This window comes from Adlercreutzia sp. CNCM I-6215 (assembly GCF_977072315.1).
Genome location: NZ_CDRVMA010000004.1, coordinates 1 through 16,243 on the forward strand (window position 1 = coordinate 1; position 16,243 = coordinate 16,243).

At 60.8% G+C, this 16,243-nt stretch carries 13 protein-coding genes and 3 tRNA genes; 7 read left to right on the forward strand and 9 right to left on the reverse strand.

Annotated features, from left to right (window positions below; translation table 11 throughout):
• Positions 1 to 413: 413 nt before the first annotated feature.
• The 5 genes from ACW4LP_RS04125 to ACW4LP_RS04145 form a co-directional block, all read right to left on the reverse strand.
• The gene (locus tag ACW4LP_RS04125) at positions 414 to 707 is read right to left on the reverse strand and encodes a hypothetical protein (RefSeq protein WP_455803487.1); all 294 of its coding nucleotides are present in this window, start codon (positions 705 to 707) and stop codon (positions 414 to 416) included.
• The gene (locus ACW4LP_RS04130) at positions 665 to 898 is read right to left on the reverse strand and encodes an RrF2 family transcriptional regulator (RefSeq protein ID WP_455803488.1); all 234 of its coding nucleotides are present in this window, start codon (positions 896 to 898) and stop codon (positions 665 to 667) included. The genes ACW4LP_RS04125 and ACW4LP_RS04130 overlap by 43 nt, the downstream gene beginning before the upstream one ends.
• Before the next feature lie 310 nt (positions 899 to 1,208).
• The gene (locus ACW4LP_RS04135; RefSeq protein WP_241520717.1) at positions 1,209 to 2,570 is read right to left on the reverse strand and encodes an NRAMP family divalent metal transporter; all 1,362 of its coding nucleotides are present in this window, start codon (positions 2,568 to 2,570) and stop codon (positions 1,209 to 1,211) included.
• A gap of 9 nt (positions 2,571 to 2,579) precedes the next feature.
• The gene (locus tag ACW4LP_RS04140; protein WP_114540102.1) at positions 2,580 to 3,947 is read right to left on the reverse strand and encodes a magnesium transporter; all 1,368 of its coding nucleotides are present in this window, start codon (positions 3,945 to 3,947) and stop codon (positions 2,580 to 2,582) included.
• A gap of 268 nt (positions 3,948 to 4,215) precedes the next feature.
• A tRNA-Arg gene (locus ACW4LP_RS04145) sits at positions 4,216 to 4,292 on the reverse strand.
• Between the two features lie 188 nt (positions 4,293 to 4,480).
• On the opposite strand from ACW4LP_RS04145, the gene ACW4LP_RS04150 reads away from it, so the two are divergent.
• Positions 4,481 to 5,908, forward strand: a complete 1,428-nt coding sequence (locus ACW4LP_RS04150; RefSeq protein WP_241520719.1) for a citrate synthase — start codon at positions 4,481 to 4,483, stop codon at positions 5,906 to 5,908.
• Between the two features lie 370 nt (positions 5,909 to 6,278).
• On the opposite strand, the gene ACW4LP_RS04155 is transcribed toward ACW4LP_RS04150, so the two are convergent.
• Positions 6,279 to 6,366: transfer RNA gene (locus tag ACW4LP_RS04155), tRNA-Ser, on the reverse strand.
• A gap of 134 nt (positions 6,367 to 6,500) precedes the next feature.
• On the opposite strand from ACW4LP_RS04155, the gene ACW4LP_RS04160 reads away from it, so the two are divergent.
• The 4 genes from ACW4LP_RS04160 to ACW4LP_RS04175 all read left to right on the forward strand — a co-directional run bounded on the left by ACW4LP_RS04160 (position 6,501) and on the right by ACW4LP_RS04175 (position 10,086).
• Positions 6,501 to 7,040: a nucleoside deaminase gene (locus ACW4LP_RS04160; protein WP_114540103.1), complete on the forward strand. Its 540-nt coding sequence runs from the start codon at positions 6,501 to 6,503 to the stop codon at positions 7,038 to 7,040.
• A 163-nt stretch (positions 7,041 to 7,203) separates the two neighbouring features.
• Positions 7,204 to 8,484: an ATP-binding protein gene (locus ACW4LP_RS04165; RefSeq protein WP_114540104.1), complete on the forward strand. Its 1,281-nt coding sequence runs from the start codon at positions 7,204 to 7,206 to the stop codon at positions 8,482 to 8,484.
• Between the two features lie 172 nt (positions 8,485 to 8,656).
• Positions 8,657 to 9,721 (forward strand): 4-(cytidine 5'-diphospho)-2-C-methyl-D-erythritol kinase, encoded by a 1,065-nt coding sequence (locus tag ACW4LP_RS04170; RefSeq protein ID WP_114540105.1) that lies wholly within the window; start codon positions 8,657 to 8,659, stop codon positions 9,719 to 9,721.
• A 2-nt stretch (positions 9,722 to 9,723) separates the two neighbouring features.
• Complete coding sequence (locus ACW4LP_RS04175; protein WP_114540106.1) at positions 9,724 to 10,086, forward strand: guanylate cyclase; 363 nt, start codon at positions 9,724 to 9,726, stop codon at positions 10,084 to 10,086.
• Between the two features lie 35 nt (positions 10,087 to 10,121).
• On the opposite strand, the gene ACW4LP_RS04180 is transcribed toward ACW4LP_RS04175, so the two are convergent.
• Positions 10,122 to 10,212 (reverse strand) — tRNA-Ser (locus ACW4LP_RS04180).
• Positions 10,213 to 10,535: 323 nt separating this feature from the next.
• Between ACW4LP_RS04180 and ACW4LP_RS04185 the strand changes: the two genes are divergently transcribed.
• On the forward strand, positions 10,536 to 11,963 hold the full coding sequence (locus ACW4LP_RS04185) for a response regulator transcription factor (RefSeq protein WP_173114679.1): 1,428 nt from the start codon (positions 10,536 to 10,538) through the stop codon (positions 11,961 to 11,963).
• Positions 11,964 to 12,048: 85 nt separating this feature from the next.
• Here ACW4LP_RS04185 and ACW4LP_RS04190 read toward each other — a convergent pair whose 3' ends face one another.
• Positions 12,049 to 13,626 (reverse strand): FAD-dependent oxidoreductase, encoded by a 1,578-nt coding sequence (locus ACW4LP_RS04190; protein WP_114548579.1) that lies wholly within the window; start codon positions 13,624 to 13,626, stop codon positions 12,049 to 12,051.
• A 264-nt stretch (positions 13,627 to 13,890) separates the two neighbouring features.
• Between ACW4LP_RS04190 and purB the strand changes: the two genes are divergently transcribed.
• A complete protein-coding gene (purB, locus tag ACW4LP_RS04195) occupies positions 13,891 to 15,240 on the forward strand; it encodes an adenylosuccinate lyase (RefSeq protein ID WP_114540109.1) in 1,350 nt (449 codons plus the stop codon).
• An 87-nt stretch (positions 15,241 to 15,327) separates the two neighbouring features.
• Here the strand turns inward: purB and ACW4LP_RS04200 are convergent, their stop codons facing one another.
• On the reverse strand, positions 15,328 to 16,236 hold the full coding sequence (locus tag ACW4LP_RS04200) for a TlpA family protein disulfide reductase (protein WP_256156161.1): 909 nt from the start codon (positions 16,234 to 16,236) through the stop codon (positions 15,328 to 15,330).
• Positions 16,237 to 16,243: the final 7 nt, after the last annotated feature.

Consider the following 16,243-nt stretch of genomic DNA (forward strand, 5'->3'; position numbering starts at 1 on the left):
GGACGGGTGGATGGCCGCCTACTCGACCGTCCGTCTAAAGGCCTTCCGGGAGGGCGGCAGGACCGTCTACGATACGATAGACAACCGCAGGAGGCGGTTGGGGCTGGCGGCGTAGGCCGCTGTCCAAGTAACTGTCCGCACCCCCTATGAGCACGTTGGTCCAAGAGCTAAGAAAGGGGATATGCAATATTTCATAAGAGAATAAATGAAATAGTATATATCAAATTTCCAATGATCTGAATGTGGCCTTAGCGTGCAGGAACAGAGACACTTCCGATGCTAACAAACGCAATTTTTGCCAAATTATCGGTAGAGAAATCGTCTGGCGAATGGCATGGGGAGGGCTCCACCATGGAGCCCTCCTTGTTCTGATGCAATTATGGAATGCGGCAGACCGTCCGCCGTTCGGTCGCTTACGCCGCGGCAGCAGCTTCGGCGAGCAGGCGCTGGCTCTCGGCGATGAGGCGCCCGGCCAGAAGTTCCTTGCCCATGGACTCATCCTGGGACGCGTCCAGCAGCATCTGAAGCGTGATGCTGTCGAAGTAGGCGTCGTAGCCGGTGAGAATCAGATCGTACGCTTGCTTGATGCCTTGCACCATGGACGCATCGGCGCGATCCTTGCGACGGGTGCGCGTCGTGTCCTTGGCGTCGTCGTCCAGCGCGTTCACCACTTGCAGTAGGGTGATCTTCGAGGGGTCGTTGGCCAACGATAGCCGCCGTGCTTGCCGGGCCTCGCCTCGATGATGCCGGCATTGCGCAAAAGCTGCGCGAGCTGAATGAGGTAGTCGCGGGGGATCGACATGTCCTGGGCGATATTCTTCGACGAGCAGGTGTGCCCCTGCGCGGCCAGGTACAAGACGGCGCGCAGTCCATAATCTGTTGATGCTTTGAATTGCACTGCAGCCTCCTAACGTGTAAACGCCTACGGGTCTGCAGCTTGCGCTCCATCGACGCGAACGAACGGCCCGTGCCGACGTTGCGTCACCCGCAGGTGTGTCGGGAGCGGTCCTTTTTTGTTCCCGGCACTTAGCAGTATGCGAGCCGCAAAACGCAAATACAAGGGATGTACCAAACGATGAGCGCACCGATTCGCTTACGTAAACACCCTGTTGAATTCAGTAATCGATGAGCGTTTAAGTGGGGAAGGGGAGCGCAAGGAAGCCGGCAAGAGAGGCGCGGCGGGCGGATGGAGCGGACGGAGCGGACGGCTATGCGAGCCCCAGCACCTGCATCACGAGCAGCGCCACGGTGAGCGCCGCCACCACACCGACGGTGGCCCACAGAAGCACCTTCGACACGCGTCCGCTTCGGTAGTCGCCCATGATGTACTTGTCCGCCGAGATGATGGCCATGAGCGCCAGCAGAATGGGCAAAATGACGCCGTTGACGAACTGGGCCGTCAGCATCATGCCCAACAGGTTCACATCGGGAATGAGCACCACGATGGCCGAGAACGCGATCACGAAGGTGAAGATGGATTTGAACGTGGGGGCCTCGCGCCACTTGAAGGAGACGCCCGCCTCCCAGCCGAAGGCCTCGCAGATGACAAACGCGGTCGTCAGCGGCAGCACGCAGGCAGCTAAAAACGACGCCGCGATGAGCCCCACGGCGAAGAGCGCCTCGGCATAGGGGCCGGCGAAGGGGGCGAGAGCCGCGGCGGCATCGGCCGCCGAGTCAATGGTGATGCCGGCGGGGAAGAGCACCGCACCTGTGGTCACGATGATGAACCAGGCCACCACGCAGGCGGCGATGGTGCCGGAGACGGCGTCGGCTTTCTGCGAGAAGAGGTCTTTAGGGGTGAGGCCCTTCTCTACCACGTTGCTCTGTGAGAAGAACATCATCCAAGGCGCGATGGTGGTGCCGATCATGGCGATGACGAGCGAGATGAAGCTCACGTCGCCGACAAAGGTGGGCACCACGGTGTCATGCAGCGCCTCGCCCCAGTTCGGTTGCGCGAGGAACGCCGCCACCACATAGGTGAGAAACACCAGCGACAGCCCGAGGAACACCCGCTGCACGCGCTTGTAGGAGCCGCCCACCACGAGCAGCCACACGCCCAAGGCCGCCACGGGTACCGAGATGTACTTCGACACGCCGAACATCTCCATGCCCGAGGCGATGCCGGCGAATTCGGAGAACGTCGTGGCCACGTTGCCCACCAGAAGCGCCAGCATGGCGAAGGCGGCGATGCGGATGCCGAAGCGCTCGCGGATGAGCGCGGCGAAGCCCTTGCCCGTGACGGCGCCCATGCGGCCGGCCGTGGTCTCCACGACGGCGAGCAGCACGCACATGATGGGGATGACCCACAGGGTGCCGAAGCCGAAGTTCGCGCCGGCCGTGGAATAGGTGGAGATGCCGCCGGCGTCGTTGCCGGCCATGGCGGTCACGACGCCGGGGCCCATGGCCGCCAGCACCAGCAGTAGCTTCGACGGCTTTTTCGTCGCGGCGGGGCCGATCTGCTCGCCGGCGGGAATGCCCGTATCGGCGATCTCCTCGGCTGCCTGGTGCCGCGCGCTCTCTTCGGCGCCCAGGCGCCCGGCGGCCGTTGTGCGCATGTCCTTCGCGTTCATGGCAGCCTCCTAGTAGTGCAGGCCGCCGAGATGCAGCGAGCCCGCCAGTTGCAGCAAAATCAGCGAGTAAAGGAACAGGCCCATGAGAGACGCGACGGTAATGCCGGCAATCGACAGCACATTCATCTTCGTCTTGTCGCCCGCCACATCGTCCTCGATGGCGTCCCAGGCGTCGTCGGTGGTGACGATGCCGAGCAGGGTGCCGTGCTCGTCCACCACGGGCATGGCCGGGATGTCGTACTTGAAGATGTCGGCGGCCACGTCCTCCTCTTCCTCGGAGGGAAGGCAGCTGATGATGTCGTCGTACATGATGTCGCCCATGAGGCGGTCGGCGTTGTACAGAACGAGCGTGCGCAGGGAGTTCACGCCGAGCAGCTTGCCGTACTCGTCGGTGATGTACACGTAGTGCACCGTCGGATGATCCTCGGGCAGCGCGCGCAGCACTTCGATGGTGTCAGCCACGGTGGCCGTCTTCGGCACGGAGACGAACTGGGTGGTCATCATGCCGCCGGCGGTGCCGTCCTTGTAACCGAGCAGGCGGCGGATTTCCGCGGCGTCTTCCACGCCCATGAGGCGCAAAAGGGTCTCGGCCTTCTCGTAGGGAAGGTCGCGCACGATGTCGGCGGCGTCGTCCGGATCCATGTTGCCGATGAGCTCGGCGGCCCGCGCGTCGGGCAAGTCGTCGATGAACTCGGCCTGGTACTCGTCTTCCATCTCGGAGATGGCCTCGGTGGCGCGGCTGTCGTCCAAATGGGCGAACACACTGGCGCGCTGCTGGGGGTCCAGCTGCTCCAGGATGTCGGCTACGTCGGCGGGGTGCAGCTCGTCCAAGCGGCGGTGGGTCACCGACAGCTGCACTTCGGACAGGTCGCGGTCGAGCAGATCCATGTAGTTCCAGGCGATGAGCTGCTCGTCCACCTTCTTGTGGAAGAGCTTCGCCACGTTCACGACGGCCTTTTCCAGCAGCGGATGCAGCCCGCGCAGGATGCCACGCACGCCCACCTCGGCACCGAGCAGGCGCAACTGCGTGCCGGATTGCGAGAGCTTAAGGTCGTTCACGCGCACGACCTTAAGGCCCTGGGTGTCGACGATCTGGCGGTCCATAAGGTCGCGGGCCAGCAGCACCTCGTCTGGCTGCAGGTAGCTGAAGCGGATGTCGTGGGCGTCCACCGACAGCGTGATGCCGTCGTCGTCGAAGGTGTCGACGTACTTGCGCCACGAGATCATGAACGGCACGCGCCCGGGCCCCTGGAAGGCCAGGCTCGTGATGCGCGGAAAGACCTCGCCCGTGGAAATGGCCAGGTCGGATATGGTGCCGAGTCGCTCGCCTTGGGCGTCGACCACGGGCTCGCCGATCATTTGAGAAAGATAGAGCATGTGCGTTCCTCCGTGCGGTGGGCATCAGTGCATCGGGGCGGGGCAGCGTGCGCGGGTCGCTGACGGTGCGAACGTAAGCGCAGTGGCGCCCAAGGCGATGGTTGATGCTCGGCAGTCGTCCCTTCCGACGACCGCGCGGAGGCGAGAAGCCGGAAGTCTACATACTGTGAGGTTTCGATTTTCGAACCTTCAAGTACGTTCCTTTCCTTGGCCTGACAAAAAAAGAACCGCTCGAGGCGGCTTCTATTCTGTTCTGAACGATCTAAAATGGTGCGCCGTGAGGGATTCGAACCCCCGACGTACTGATTCGTAGTCAGTCCCTCTATCCAGCTGAGGTAACGGCGCACTTCCGAACAGCAACGACTATTTAACCATGGCCCCAAAGCCTTGTCAACGAGAATTTTCAACTTTTTTGAAAATGCGCCGTTCGCCGCGCGGGGCGGCGGCGGAGCGTACCCCCGCCTGTAGGGGGCGCGGCAGGCGTTAGAATAGTCCGATACCCGTGTAGCGACCATTTTCCGGGAGGGTGCCCCATGGCCATGGAAATAGATGAAGCCATCATCCGCGTGGACAACCATGCCGAAATCGACGAGGTCGAGCCCATCGAGATCAGCGACGACGAGGCTCGCCGCGTGCGCCTGTACGAGAACTTCTACCAGGTGAACGCCATCGATCCGGCGTTGTATGCCGCCCACGATGTGAAGCGCGGCCTGCGCAACGCCGACGGCACGGGCGTGCTCGCGGGCATGACCAACATCTCCAACGTTCACGGCTATGTGATGTCCGACGGCGAGAAGATGCCGGCCGAGGGCTCCCTGCGCCTGCGCGGCTACGACCTGTACGACCTTCTGGGCGATTTGGATCCGACGCGCCGCTTCGCTTTCGAAGAGGTGGCCTATCTGCTGCTCATGGGAGAGCTGCCGACGCAGGAGCGTCTCAACCGGTTCGTGGAAGTGATCGATTCCCAGCGCGAGCTGCCCGACGGATTCACGGCCAGCACGCTTATGGTGGATACCTCGCCCGATCTCATGAACATGATGGCTCGTTCCATCCTGCGCCTGTACGCGGCCGACGAGTCCGCCGAGGACCGCTCTCCCGAGCACGAGATTCACACGGCGCTCTCGCTCATCAGCCGCCTGCCGCGCATCATGGTGCTGGCCTACTACGCCAAGCAGGCCGCCTTCAACCACGAATCCATGATCATGCACCGCTTCGTGCCCGGACAGTCCACGGCCGAGACCATCCTTTCCATGCTGCGCCCCGACCGCTCGTTCACACCGGAAGAGGCCCGCATGCTCGACATCATGCTGTGCCTGCACGCCGAGCACGGCGGCGGCAACAACTCGTCGTTCACGACCCATGTGCTGTCCTCGGCGGACACTGACCCCTATTCCACCTACGCGGCGGCTTTCGGTTCGCTGAAGGGACATCGCCACGGCGGCGCGAACCATCAGGTGCGCGCCATGCAGGCGGAAATCAAGGAGAACGTGAAGAATTGGGAAGATGACGACGAGGTGGCCGCCTACCTGGCGAAGATCGTGAACAAGCAGGCCTATGACGGCACGGGGCTCGTCTACGGCATGGGACACGCGGTGTACACTTTGAGTGACCCGCGCGCCGTCATCGGCAAGCGCTTCGCCGAGCAGCTGGCCGCCGGCACGGAATACGAGGCTGAGCTGAACCTGCTGAAATCCATCGAGCGTTTGACGCCCGAGGTCTTCGCCCGCGAGAAGGGCTCCACCAAGGAGCTGTGCGCGAACGTGGACATGTACTCGGGCTTCATCTACTCCATGATGGGCATCCCCGAGGATCTGTTCACGCCGCTGTTCGCCTGCGCTCGCATGGCCGGCTGGGCAGCGCACCGCTTCGAGGAAATCGCCGCCGGCAAGCGCATCATCCGCCCCGCCTACAAAAACACCATCCGCGGCACCAAGCCCTACGTCCCGATCGAGCGGCGGTAGGGATCGGAGCCGGCAAGGCTGGTATGCCCGGTGACAGAACGCCCGGTTTTGCGCCGGTCGAGCGGTGATGGGGGTCGGACACGGCAGCACTGCTAGCCTGGTGACAAAACATCCCTGTTTCGTGCGCGTTTTTGGATTTATATAGGCATCGGTCTTCCGTTTCGTAGCGCGCGCCAACTCGTCACGCAAAGCATGATGGGTCTGACCAGGCAAAATGCAAATGTGGCATTCCCGCATCTCCTGACTAGGATCTTAGCAGGCTTTCTGAATGTCTATATAAGTCCATAAATGTGCACAGGAGGGTCTTGTTTTGTCACCGACAAGGGTCGAGATTTGAAAAAGGCCCGAGCGAGTCGGGCCTTGGAGGTTCTGGCGGAGGCGGTAGGATTTGAACCCACGGTACCTTTCGGCACGACAGTTTTCAAGACTGCTTCCTTAAGCCACTCGGACACGCCTCCGCATCATCGGGCTGTCGCCGCTGTGCGGCGAACGCGACGCACAGGATACCACATTCCGCTGCGATTATGGGGAATCGCCTGCTTTGCCGCGTTGCGCGGCGGTTGTTTGCGCGGCACCGCTTATAATTCCCTCCATGAACGAACATCGCACACCCGAAGAGCAACAGGCGCTGGACGCGCAGTATATGGCGCTGGCCTTGGAAGAGGCGCGGGCTGCGGGCGCGGCGGGGGAGGTGCCCATCGGGGCTGTCGTGGTGTACGAGCCCATCGACCGCGGCACGCGACGACCGTTGGCCGAACCGCGCGTCATCGCTCGGGGCCGCAATCGCCGCGAGGCCGACCGCGACCCGGCGGGGCATGCGGAGTTCCTCGCCATGAAGGAGGCGGCCCGCGTGCTGGACGCCTGGCGTCTAACCGATTGCACCGTCTACGTCACGCTGGAACCCTGCATCATGTGCGCCGGTCTCATGCACCAGGCGCGCATTGCCCGCTGCGTGTACGGTGCGCCCGACCAGAAGGCGGGTGCGGTGGGCACGCTGTACGACATTCACGCCGATGGGCGCCTGAACCACCAGTTCGAAGTGACCGGTGGCGTGCGGGAGGAAGAGTGCGTGGCCCTGCTGCGCGGCTTCTTCCGCGCCCGGCGCAAGAAGCCGATGTCAAATCTTGGATGAGGTGTGGCCGGTCTTTCTCGCCTACGAGTCAACCCATTTATCTCTCCGTCGCAAATGTATCTAAAATTTGAGCGCAAATCTCTCCAACAGAATATCGCAAATCAGTGTAAAATACGATGTAGATAATGAAATCGGATAAGCTCTGAGAAGGGAGTAAGCGACAGTGCAGTATCGCAATCGCATTGCCGATCGAGAGCTTGAGTTTCGTCTGGAATCTTTCGGTGCAACGCTTATTGTGGGCCCTAAGGGCTGCGGTAAAACTACCACAGCGAAGCAGAAAGCCGCCAGTGTCGTGGAGCTGCAAGATGAGGATAAGCGCGACAATTACCTTGCTGTAGCGGCAACGCAGCCTTCGCGGCTGCTGGAGGGCCCGAAGCCGAGGCTCTTCGACGAGTGGCAAGATGCGCCGAAACTATGGGGCGCTGTTCGCAAGTCGGTGGATGATGAGCAAAAGAACGGGCTCTATATTCTTACTGGATCGACGTCGCAAGAGGTGGACACCCCGCATACGGGTACTTTACGCATCTCAACGTTGAAGATGCAGCCGATGAGCCTTTTCGAGAGCGGCGAGTCAGAGGGCTCCGTATCTCTTAAAGCGCTCTTTGATGATTCGACGAGTTATGACGGCTGCACCTCGAAGCTTTCCATCGATGAGTTGATCGTGGCGATATGCCGAGGAGGATGGCCGCACGCCATCAACAACACCTCCTTGCGTTCGCAGCTAGCAGTGGCCAAGGATCTCTTTCGCCAAACATGCTTTGTTGATATGTCTGACATAGATGGACAAAAGAGAAATCCGCGCTGGGCTGAAGCGATTCTGCGCTCCTACGCACGCAATCTATGCACTTTAGCAGAGACGAAGACGATCTACCGCGACGTGCGAGCAACGACGGAGCTGTCTGAGTCGACGTTCTACGATTATCTTGAAGCGCTCGAAAAACTCTACATTGTTGAGGACGTTCTTGCCTGGTGCCCGGCCATTAGATCCAAAACGGCAATACGGGCTTCGAGAAAGCGAAACATGGTAGACCCGTCAGTTGCCGTCGCCGCGCTTGGACTGAGTCCAGCGTATTTCAACGAGGATTTCAAAACGTTAGGCTTCCTCTTTGAGTCGCTCTGCATGAGGGATCTGAAGGCATATTCCTCGGCGCTCGGGGGCGAGTTGTCGTACTATCGCGACCGGTACGGATTGGAGGCCGATGCGGTGCTCCATCTTGACGATGGGCGGTATGCGCTTGTTGAATTCAAGCTGGGCGAAAGTGAAATTGATGAAGGCGCAAAGCATCTTCTTGAAATTGAGCGGCTTGTTTCCGAGCGCAACAAAAAGGAGGAGCAAGTTCCATTACGTCTTCCCGACGTGAAGCTCGTTATCACCGCCACCGAGTACGGCTATCGTCGTGAAGATGGTGTCTGCGTGGTGCCCATTGGATGCTTGAGACCATAGGTTTCCAGTTTTGGTCAACTGGATTTCTGACCTGTCTCTATTCCTGGCGGAGATTTGAAAGAGCGCTGGTGACTCTCTCAGGCGTCGCTTTCCCATTCGCTATAATTTTTCCCACGAACGAATGACGAACGCCTAGGGAGCGGCAAGCGGCCGACTACGGAAAGGAACGCGAATGACCGAGAACGCCCAGCGCAATCGCGAGGCGGAAGTGAACCTGCTGGCGGCGGCCCGGGAGGCCCAGTGGTCGGCGGCTGCTTTCATGGGGCCGAACACGATGAAGCTGGTGTCGCCGGCGAAGGTGAATCTGCTTTTGGCCATTGGGGCGCGCCGCGAGGACGGCTACCACGATGCCGACACCATCATGCACGCGCTCGCGCTGCATGATACGTTGTACCTGTGCGCAGAAGATATCTCGGCCGATGAGCTGGCGAAGCGCACCGCCGAAGGGGCGTCCCGCGAGGACGTTGCCGTGGGCGGCCCGGCGGACAACCTTGTCATGACCATCGACTTGGCCGACCGCACGGGCCAAGACCTCGCTGTGCCGGCGGCCGACAACCTCGCCTTCAAAGCTGCTGATCGCCTGTCCCGGGCGGTGGGCCGCGATCTTCCCGAGGCCATCCAGCTGCGCATCGAAAAGCACATCCCGGCCCAGGGCGGCTTGGGCGGCGGCTCGTCGAACGCGGCGGCGGTGCTCGTGGGCCTCGCGAAGGCGTGGGGCCTTGCGGCCGATGACGAGCGCGTGGCCGACGTTGCCCGGTCGCTTGGGGCTGACGTGGCGTTTTTCCTCCACGGGGGTTGTGCCTTGCTCGGCGGTGTGGGCGAGGTTTTGCAACGCCGTCTGGAAACGTCGCGGCGCTCCGTGGTGCTGGTGAAACCAGCAGAGGGCGTCTGCACCGCCGAGGCCTATAAGCGCTTTGACGCTGCGCCGCGCCCCGTGCCCCAAGACGTGCTCGTTTGCGACCTCGCCGCTACTCGCGCCGACGACGTGGTTCTCGCCAACAACCTCGCGCCGGCGGCCGAGGCCCTGTTGCCCGAGCTGCCCTCCATTCGCGAATGGCTCGCGGAACAGGCGGGCAGCGAAAGCGTGCTCCTCTCGGGCAGCGGTTCGGCCACTTTCGCGCTGGTGGACACGTTTGCCGGGGCCAGCCGCATCGCCACGGCTGCCACGGCTCACGGCTGGTGGGCGCGCCCGACGAGCCTCTCCGGCTTGCGCGCCGCCGTCGTTCCAGGGCGGTAATCATGGGTTTTCTCGCTCGCCTGTCCCGCGTCGTCCCTTTGCTCATCGTCATGGCGGTGGCGGCGGGGCTCATCTACGTGGTGGTCACGTACCGCCATTCTCCGGCTCGCGCCAAAGAGGTGCTCATCAAAATCTTCACCTGGTTCAACGGCGTCGTCGTCGGCTTTTTCGCCCTGGTGTCGGTGTACGCCTTTTTCGACGATGCTCCGGCGGTGCTCGACCTCTCGCTCAGCTTCATGATCGTGGGTCTTGTCGGCCTCCTCATCACCCGCATCGCCAACTGGCGCTTTCTCAAGCACAACCCCAACTACCGCAAAAAGCGCCTCGCCGCCACCACCCGCCGTCGCTGGCCATGGGGGAAATAAAAAACTCCCTGTAGGGAGTTCGAGAAAAGGCAAAGTGGCGGAGGAGTAGGGATTCGAACCCTAGATGCCCTTGTGGGGCATACTCACTTAGCAGGCGAGCACCTTCGGCCTCTCGGTCACTCCTCCGCGTAACAATGCATCTTACCCGAGCGCTCCGGTTTCTGCAATGAAAATATTCCTCGTTGCTCAAAGAATCCTGCTGATTTGCGCAGGTTCGCGCAGGTTTGCGCACATTGGCGCGTCCTTTTGCGGCTTTTCGAAAGGGCCTCAAAAGAGTCGATGCTGTGAAAGCGCTCAAGGCTCATCGAGCTTACTCTGTGTTGTTGCCAGTATAATGGGGCGAGACGTTTCCGCTGAAGGCGGTCTGGTCAGCCAAAATGCCGACTATGCGCCAGTATCTGCAGTGTCGAACCGTGGAAAGAGTATCGTGCACGGCAAAGAGGGAGCAAATGAGGGATCGCATCAAAACGTACGTGGGGGTTCTTCGAGATAACACTGCCATTGTCGCCTCGGTCGCACTGTTCTTTCTCTGGCTGGGGATTACCTTTCAGGTGCCTGACTTCGCTGTCGACGGGACTTTTGAACCCGGCCTCGTGGCCCCTTGGATCGTTGTCGCTTTCTGCTACGCCCTGGGGTACCTCGTTGCCGTTCTGTGGTACCGCAAAATCGCGTCTCTTTTTCTGCGGAGAAGATTCCTCGTTCTTGTGTGCCTTGTTATGGCAGCAGGTGTAACGATAGATATCGCATCTTCGTGGAACACCGATTTCTTTGGATCTGTTTCCAGGGTCGCCTACGTCGGGTCGATTCTGATGTGTCTCGGCACAACCCTGATTGTGGTCATGACGGCTTCGATTGTCGCTCAAATCGGTGCGCGAAACACTTTGCTTGTTTCTGTTGCCGGAATGCTTGTCGCGGCAACGCTTATGGTTGCCTTGGGCTTTATGGGAGTATGGGGCAAAGACATTGCTCGCCTTTTTGTTCCGCTGGCGATGATCCCCGTTAACTTGCTGGTTTTCAAAGGGATGCCTCTGAGGCAGGTCTTTATGCGCGGGCTTAATAAAAATACCGCATGGCCGCACAAGCTTTTAGCAACATCAGCGCTGCATGGGGCTGTTTTCGGGTTTTATATCGTTGCTTATTCGGCGCTTGGCGTCGAAGGCTCGCACATTGCCTTTAACGGGGTGTGCTACGGAATAGCGGCGGTCGTCCTAGGCGTCATGATGGTGGCTGCGCAAACGGACTTCAACCACCTCATTTACCACCGGGCATTTCCTGCCATGGCTTTCGGGATGCTTCTCATTTGCGTTTGCGCCGAAGCGTCCGTTTTGGGCGTAGGTATTGTTGCGGCTGGCTATGCGTTCCTCCATCTTATTATGTGCGGAGTCTGCTCGTATCTCTCGAAGCAGTTCGATTTGCCGGCGCCGTGGGTCATTTCGCTGACGACGTTGTTTTTCGTAGGGGGCCAGGTGATAGGTGCTGGGGCAACGACGCTATCCCTTTGGCTGGAGGCGCCGATCGGCGATGTTGCCGCCTGTGCCATCTTTGTGCTTCTCATTGGATCTCTCGGTCTTTCGGGGATCAGAAACGTACGGTTTGGCTGGGGCGTCGTTCGTCCCAGCACCGATACGAGTACGGCCACGCCCCAGGAATTTGCCGTGCAATATCTGGCATTGGACGCGGGCCTCACATCGCGGGAGATGGAGATAGCGCTTTGCCTTGCTGAAGGCAAAAAGCGGAAGCAAATCGCTGACGAGCTTTGCGTATCCGACCAAACGGTGAAAACTCATGTGAGTCACATCTATACGAAGCTCGGTATTCACTCAAAGGAAGAGCTGATCGAACTCGTTCGCGAAAGGGCCTCTTCTTTCGAAGAGTAAAGGCCCGCGACCAGGCCGTGGGAGGGAAGGGCTCGGTCGCGGGCGAGAGGGGAGGGCGATTTGCCGTCGGGTGCTTATCGGGCGGCTAGCTGTTGATGTACTTGGCCGCTTGCTGCGCCGCAACGCGTCCGGAGTTCACTTGATGGCCGAAGGCGGTACCCGGAATGTTGATGGTGTACACGCTCGCGTAGTGGTTGTTGCCCTCGTTGCCAATAGCGTACAGGCCGGGGATGGGCTGCTTGTCGATGTCCCAAACGCGCTGGAACTTATCCACTTTCAAACCGCCCGTGGCGAAGTAGAACACATAACTCATGCGGCCGATGTAGAACGGGGGCTGCTCTACGGGAATCAGGAGGGAGGGATCTTTGAGGAAGTCCTTATCGGCTCCCGCCTTGCAGCTTTCGTTATAGCGGGCCACGGCGTTTTTGAAGTTCTCCGGATCCATGTCGAAATGCTGGGCGAGGTCGGCCAGATCGTTGGAAGAGTAGAGGCTGTATCCGTTGTCGGATGTTATGGACTCTTCGAACATGGCCTGCGCCTCGGGCGTCGTGCCGAAGAACGTGTCGTAAATGTTCTGGTCGAAGACGCAGTAGGTCGCCGCATTGCGCTTTGTGGCGATACTGGCCGAGGAGGGAGCCATTACCGAAGTGGTGTCCTCACGCACGAATCGATCACCGGTCTCGTTGACCCACATAATGGGGCCGCCCGTTGCGATACCGCCCAACCCGTTGATAGGGTTGTACGGATCGGCCTTGTAATCAGTGACGGGGAAGGCGGGGATAGTGGGGCAAATACTCTGCGAAGCGTTGGCAAGGTCGTCGATTGCCCCAACCGCAGTAGCCATATTGAATCCATCGCCCGTTCCATTCAGGCCCAGGCAAACCATGTCGTCGGTGTTCCACCCTTGGCGCTTGATGATGTCGGGGTTGCCGCAAAAACCACCCGTAGCCAAGATGACGGCTTTCGCATTGATGAGAATTTCACCATCTTGACCAATGGCGTACAAGCCGCAAACCGCGCCGCTATCATCTAGTATGAGTTCATTCGCTGTCGTATTGTAGCGAACCTCTACCCCCAGTTCCTCGGCCCGCTTAGTCATCTGGGGCACGTAGCCCTTGGAGCAGCTGCCTTCCTTGAACCAATGGAAGGTATGCAGAAGGCCCGTGTAATAGTTATCCACCGTTCCGTTGTACTCCACCCCCTGCTCCAGGCACCAGTCGATGTTGGCCGCCGAGCTTTCGCAGAATTCGACCCACTCGGCGCCGTTGGGCCGGTACTGCAGCATCTCCATCTGAGCGGCAATGACTTCAGCGGGAGTGATCTCTTCGATCCCTGCGGCTTTCTGCATGGAAGAATTGATGGCGAACATGCCCTCGACGCCCAGGGCGTTTCCGCCTGATTCGGCGTTCTTCTCGATGACCAGGCAGTTGGTGTCGTCGAGTGCCGCTTGAACAGCGCAAGCAAGCCCCGAGCCGCCGAGGCCGACGATGAGGAGGTCGGTGTCGATGGTCTCGACGACTTCCTTCGGCGCAGTTCCTGTTTCGGCGACCTCCTTTGCGGGTTCTGCCTGGGGCGCGCATCCGCTCAGGGCCATGACCCCCAGCGCGCTTGCTGCGGCAGCTCCCGAGAGAAACGATCGGCGAGAAAGATTGATGGAACGCATGCTGAACCCTCCTAAAGTTAGCGTGGTAGGCAGCCGTTGTCGTGCGCTGCCTCGAACGATGCAAGATGGTAGGAGGCGCCACGGCCTCGCGAATCGCCCACCGAGATTGAATTCCCCGAAATTTGGCGACTCACCCACAACTCACCCACGGATTAACTGGGGATGTCGGGGGTTCGCGCGGGCGGTTTTTGGTAATCTACGCAATAAGGAAAACGCGCAGGCCGCTGGGGCGTCCGCGCACATTGCCAGGGAAAGGAAACGCGCATGATCGGTCGCTATACTCGTCCGGAAATGGGTCGCATCTGGGAACTCGAGAACAAGTTCGCCATTTGGAAGGAGATCGAGGTTCTGGCCTGCGAGGCCCAGGCAGAGCTCGGCCAGGCGGGCATCACGCGCGAGGAGGCCCAGTGGATCCGCGACCACGCCGACTTCACCGTTGAGGAGATCGACGAGATCGAGAAAGTGACGAACCACGACGTCATCGCGTTCACCACCTGTATGGCGGGCTACATCGACGCCGACATCCCCGAGGGCGAAGACAAGCCTTCCCGCTGGGTGCACTACGGCATGACCTCCTCCGACCTGGGCGACACGGCCCTGTCCTACCAGGTCACCCAGGCTTGCGACATCATCATCGACGACATCAAGCGCCTCGGTGAAACCTGCAAGCGCCGCGCCTTCGAGTTCCAGAACACGCTGTGCGTCGGCCGCACCCATGGCATTCACGCCGAGCCCATGACCTTCGGCATGAAGTTCGGCAGCTGGGCCTGGGCCTTGAAGCGCGCCCTCACGCGCATGGAGGAGGCCCGCGCCGTGGCCGCCACCGGCGCTATTTCCGGCGCGGTGGGCACCTACTCTTCCATCGATCCCTTTGTGGAAACCTACGTCTGCGAGAAGCTGGGCCTTACTCCCGATCCGCTGTCCACCCAGGTGCTTGCTCGCGACCGCCACGCCCAGGTGATGGCCGCGCTGGCCGTGACCGCCTCCACGCTTGAGTCCATCGCCATGCAGGTGCGCCTGCTGCAACAGTCCGACGTCATCGAGGCGGAAGAGCCGTTCACCAAGGGGCAGAAGGGCTCCTCGGCCATGCCCCACAAGCGCAACCCCATCACGGCCGAGCGCGTTTGCGGCCTCGCCCGCGTGGTGAAGGCGAACGCCCAGGTGGCCTTCGACAATGTGGCCTTGTGGTTCGAGCGCGACATCTCGCACTCCGGCGCCGAGCGCGTGGTGCTGGCCGACAGTTTCACGGCGCTCGATTACATGTTCGGGAAGATGCAGTGGATGCTCGACGGCCTGCAGACCTACCCGGCCAAGATGGAGCACAACCTGTGGCGCACGAAGGGCCTCATCTTCTCCAGCAAGGTGCTGCTGGCGCTCGTGGACGCGGGCATCTCCCGCGAGGACGCCTACGTTATCGTGCAGCGCAACGCCATGAAGGTGTGGGAGGACATCCAGAACGCCGTGGACGGCCCCACCTACCGCGAGCGCTTGGAAGCTGACGACGAGGCCATGGCCCTGCTTAGCCAGGAGAAGCTGGACGAGATCTTCGACCCCTGGGACTTCCTCACCCGCAAAGACGTGGTGTTCGACCGCCTGCAGGAGCTGGAGTTCTAGTCGGGTATCGGCATACCTATATGGAAGGCCCCTGGCGCTGATTGTGCTAGGGGCCTTCTTTGTACGAACAAATGCTGAAAGAGGCGTCTACTGCGCAGCGGGGGCAGCGGTGTTGCCGGTGAGCATGTCGATGCCCTGGGCGATTACTGAGGCATCCATGGCGCCCATGTAGGCGCCGATGATGTTGCCCTCGGCGTTGATCAGGTAGGTCTGCGGGATAGAGCTCACTCCGAAGGCCGTGGCCGCCGAGTTGTTGGCGTCGAAGTAGCACGGGAACGTGTAGTTGTTCTCGGCGAGGAAGGCCTTGGCGGACTGCTCGGTCTCGCCGTTCATGTCGGTCATGTTCACGATGACGAACTCGACGTCGTTGCCGTGTTCTTCCCAGGCAGACTGGATGTCGGGCATCTCGCTGGCGCAGGGGCCGCACCAGCTAACCCAGAAGTTCAGCAGCACCGGCTTGCCCTTGAAGTCGGCCAGGGTGAGGGTCGCTCCATCCGCGTCGGTCATGGTGAAGTCCGGGGCCGGGGTGGTGGCTGCGTTGGCGCCGTTGCCGTCACCGGTATCGTCGGAAACGTCGGCGTCGGCGGTGGCATCTACCTCGGTTTCTTGGACGGCATCGGTGCCGGTAACTTCTATCTGCTTGTCATCGACCGTCGGCGCCAGGACGCTGTAGGCCACGCCCGCGCCGATGAGCAGCACGGCAAAGACGACGGCGGCCACAATGACGCCGACGTGTTTCTTGCGGTCGGCCTTCTCTCCTTCGGGGGTGGCAGCGTTGGCTTTCTCCTCTGCTTCCAAAGCCGCCAAGCGCTCGCCGATGACCTCGCCTCGCTGCTCGGCTGCCGAAGATTCAGTTGCCGCGGGGGTCGCGCTTGCCGTTGCCGGAGCGCCCTTCGTCGTTGCTTGTCCGCCAGCATCGGGAGTCTGCTCGTCGGCCGCGATCTCCGTCTCAACCGGAGTTCCGGCGTCGGTCGGCGTCTTCTCGTTCTCGCTCATGTTCGAA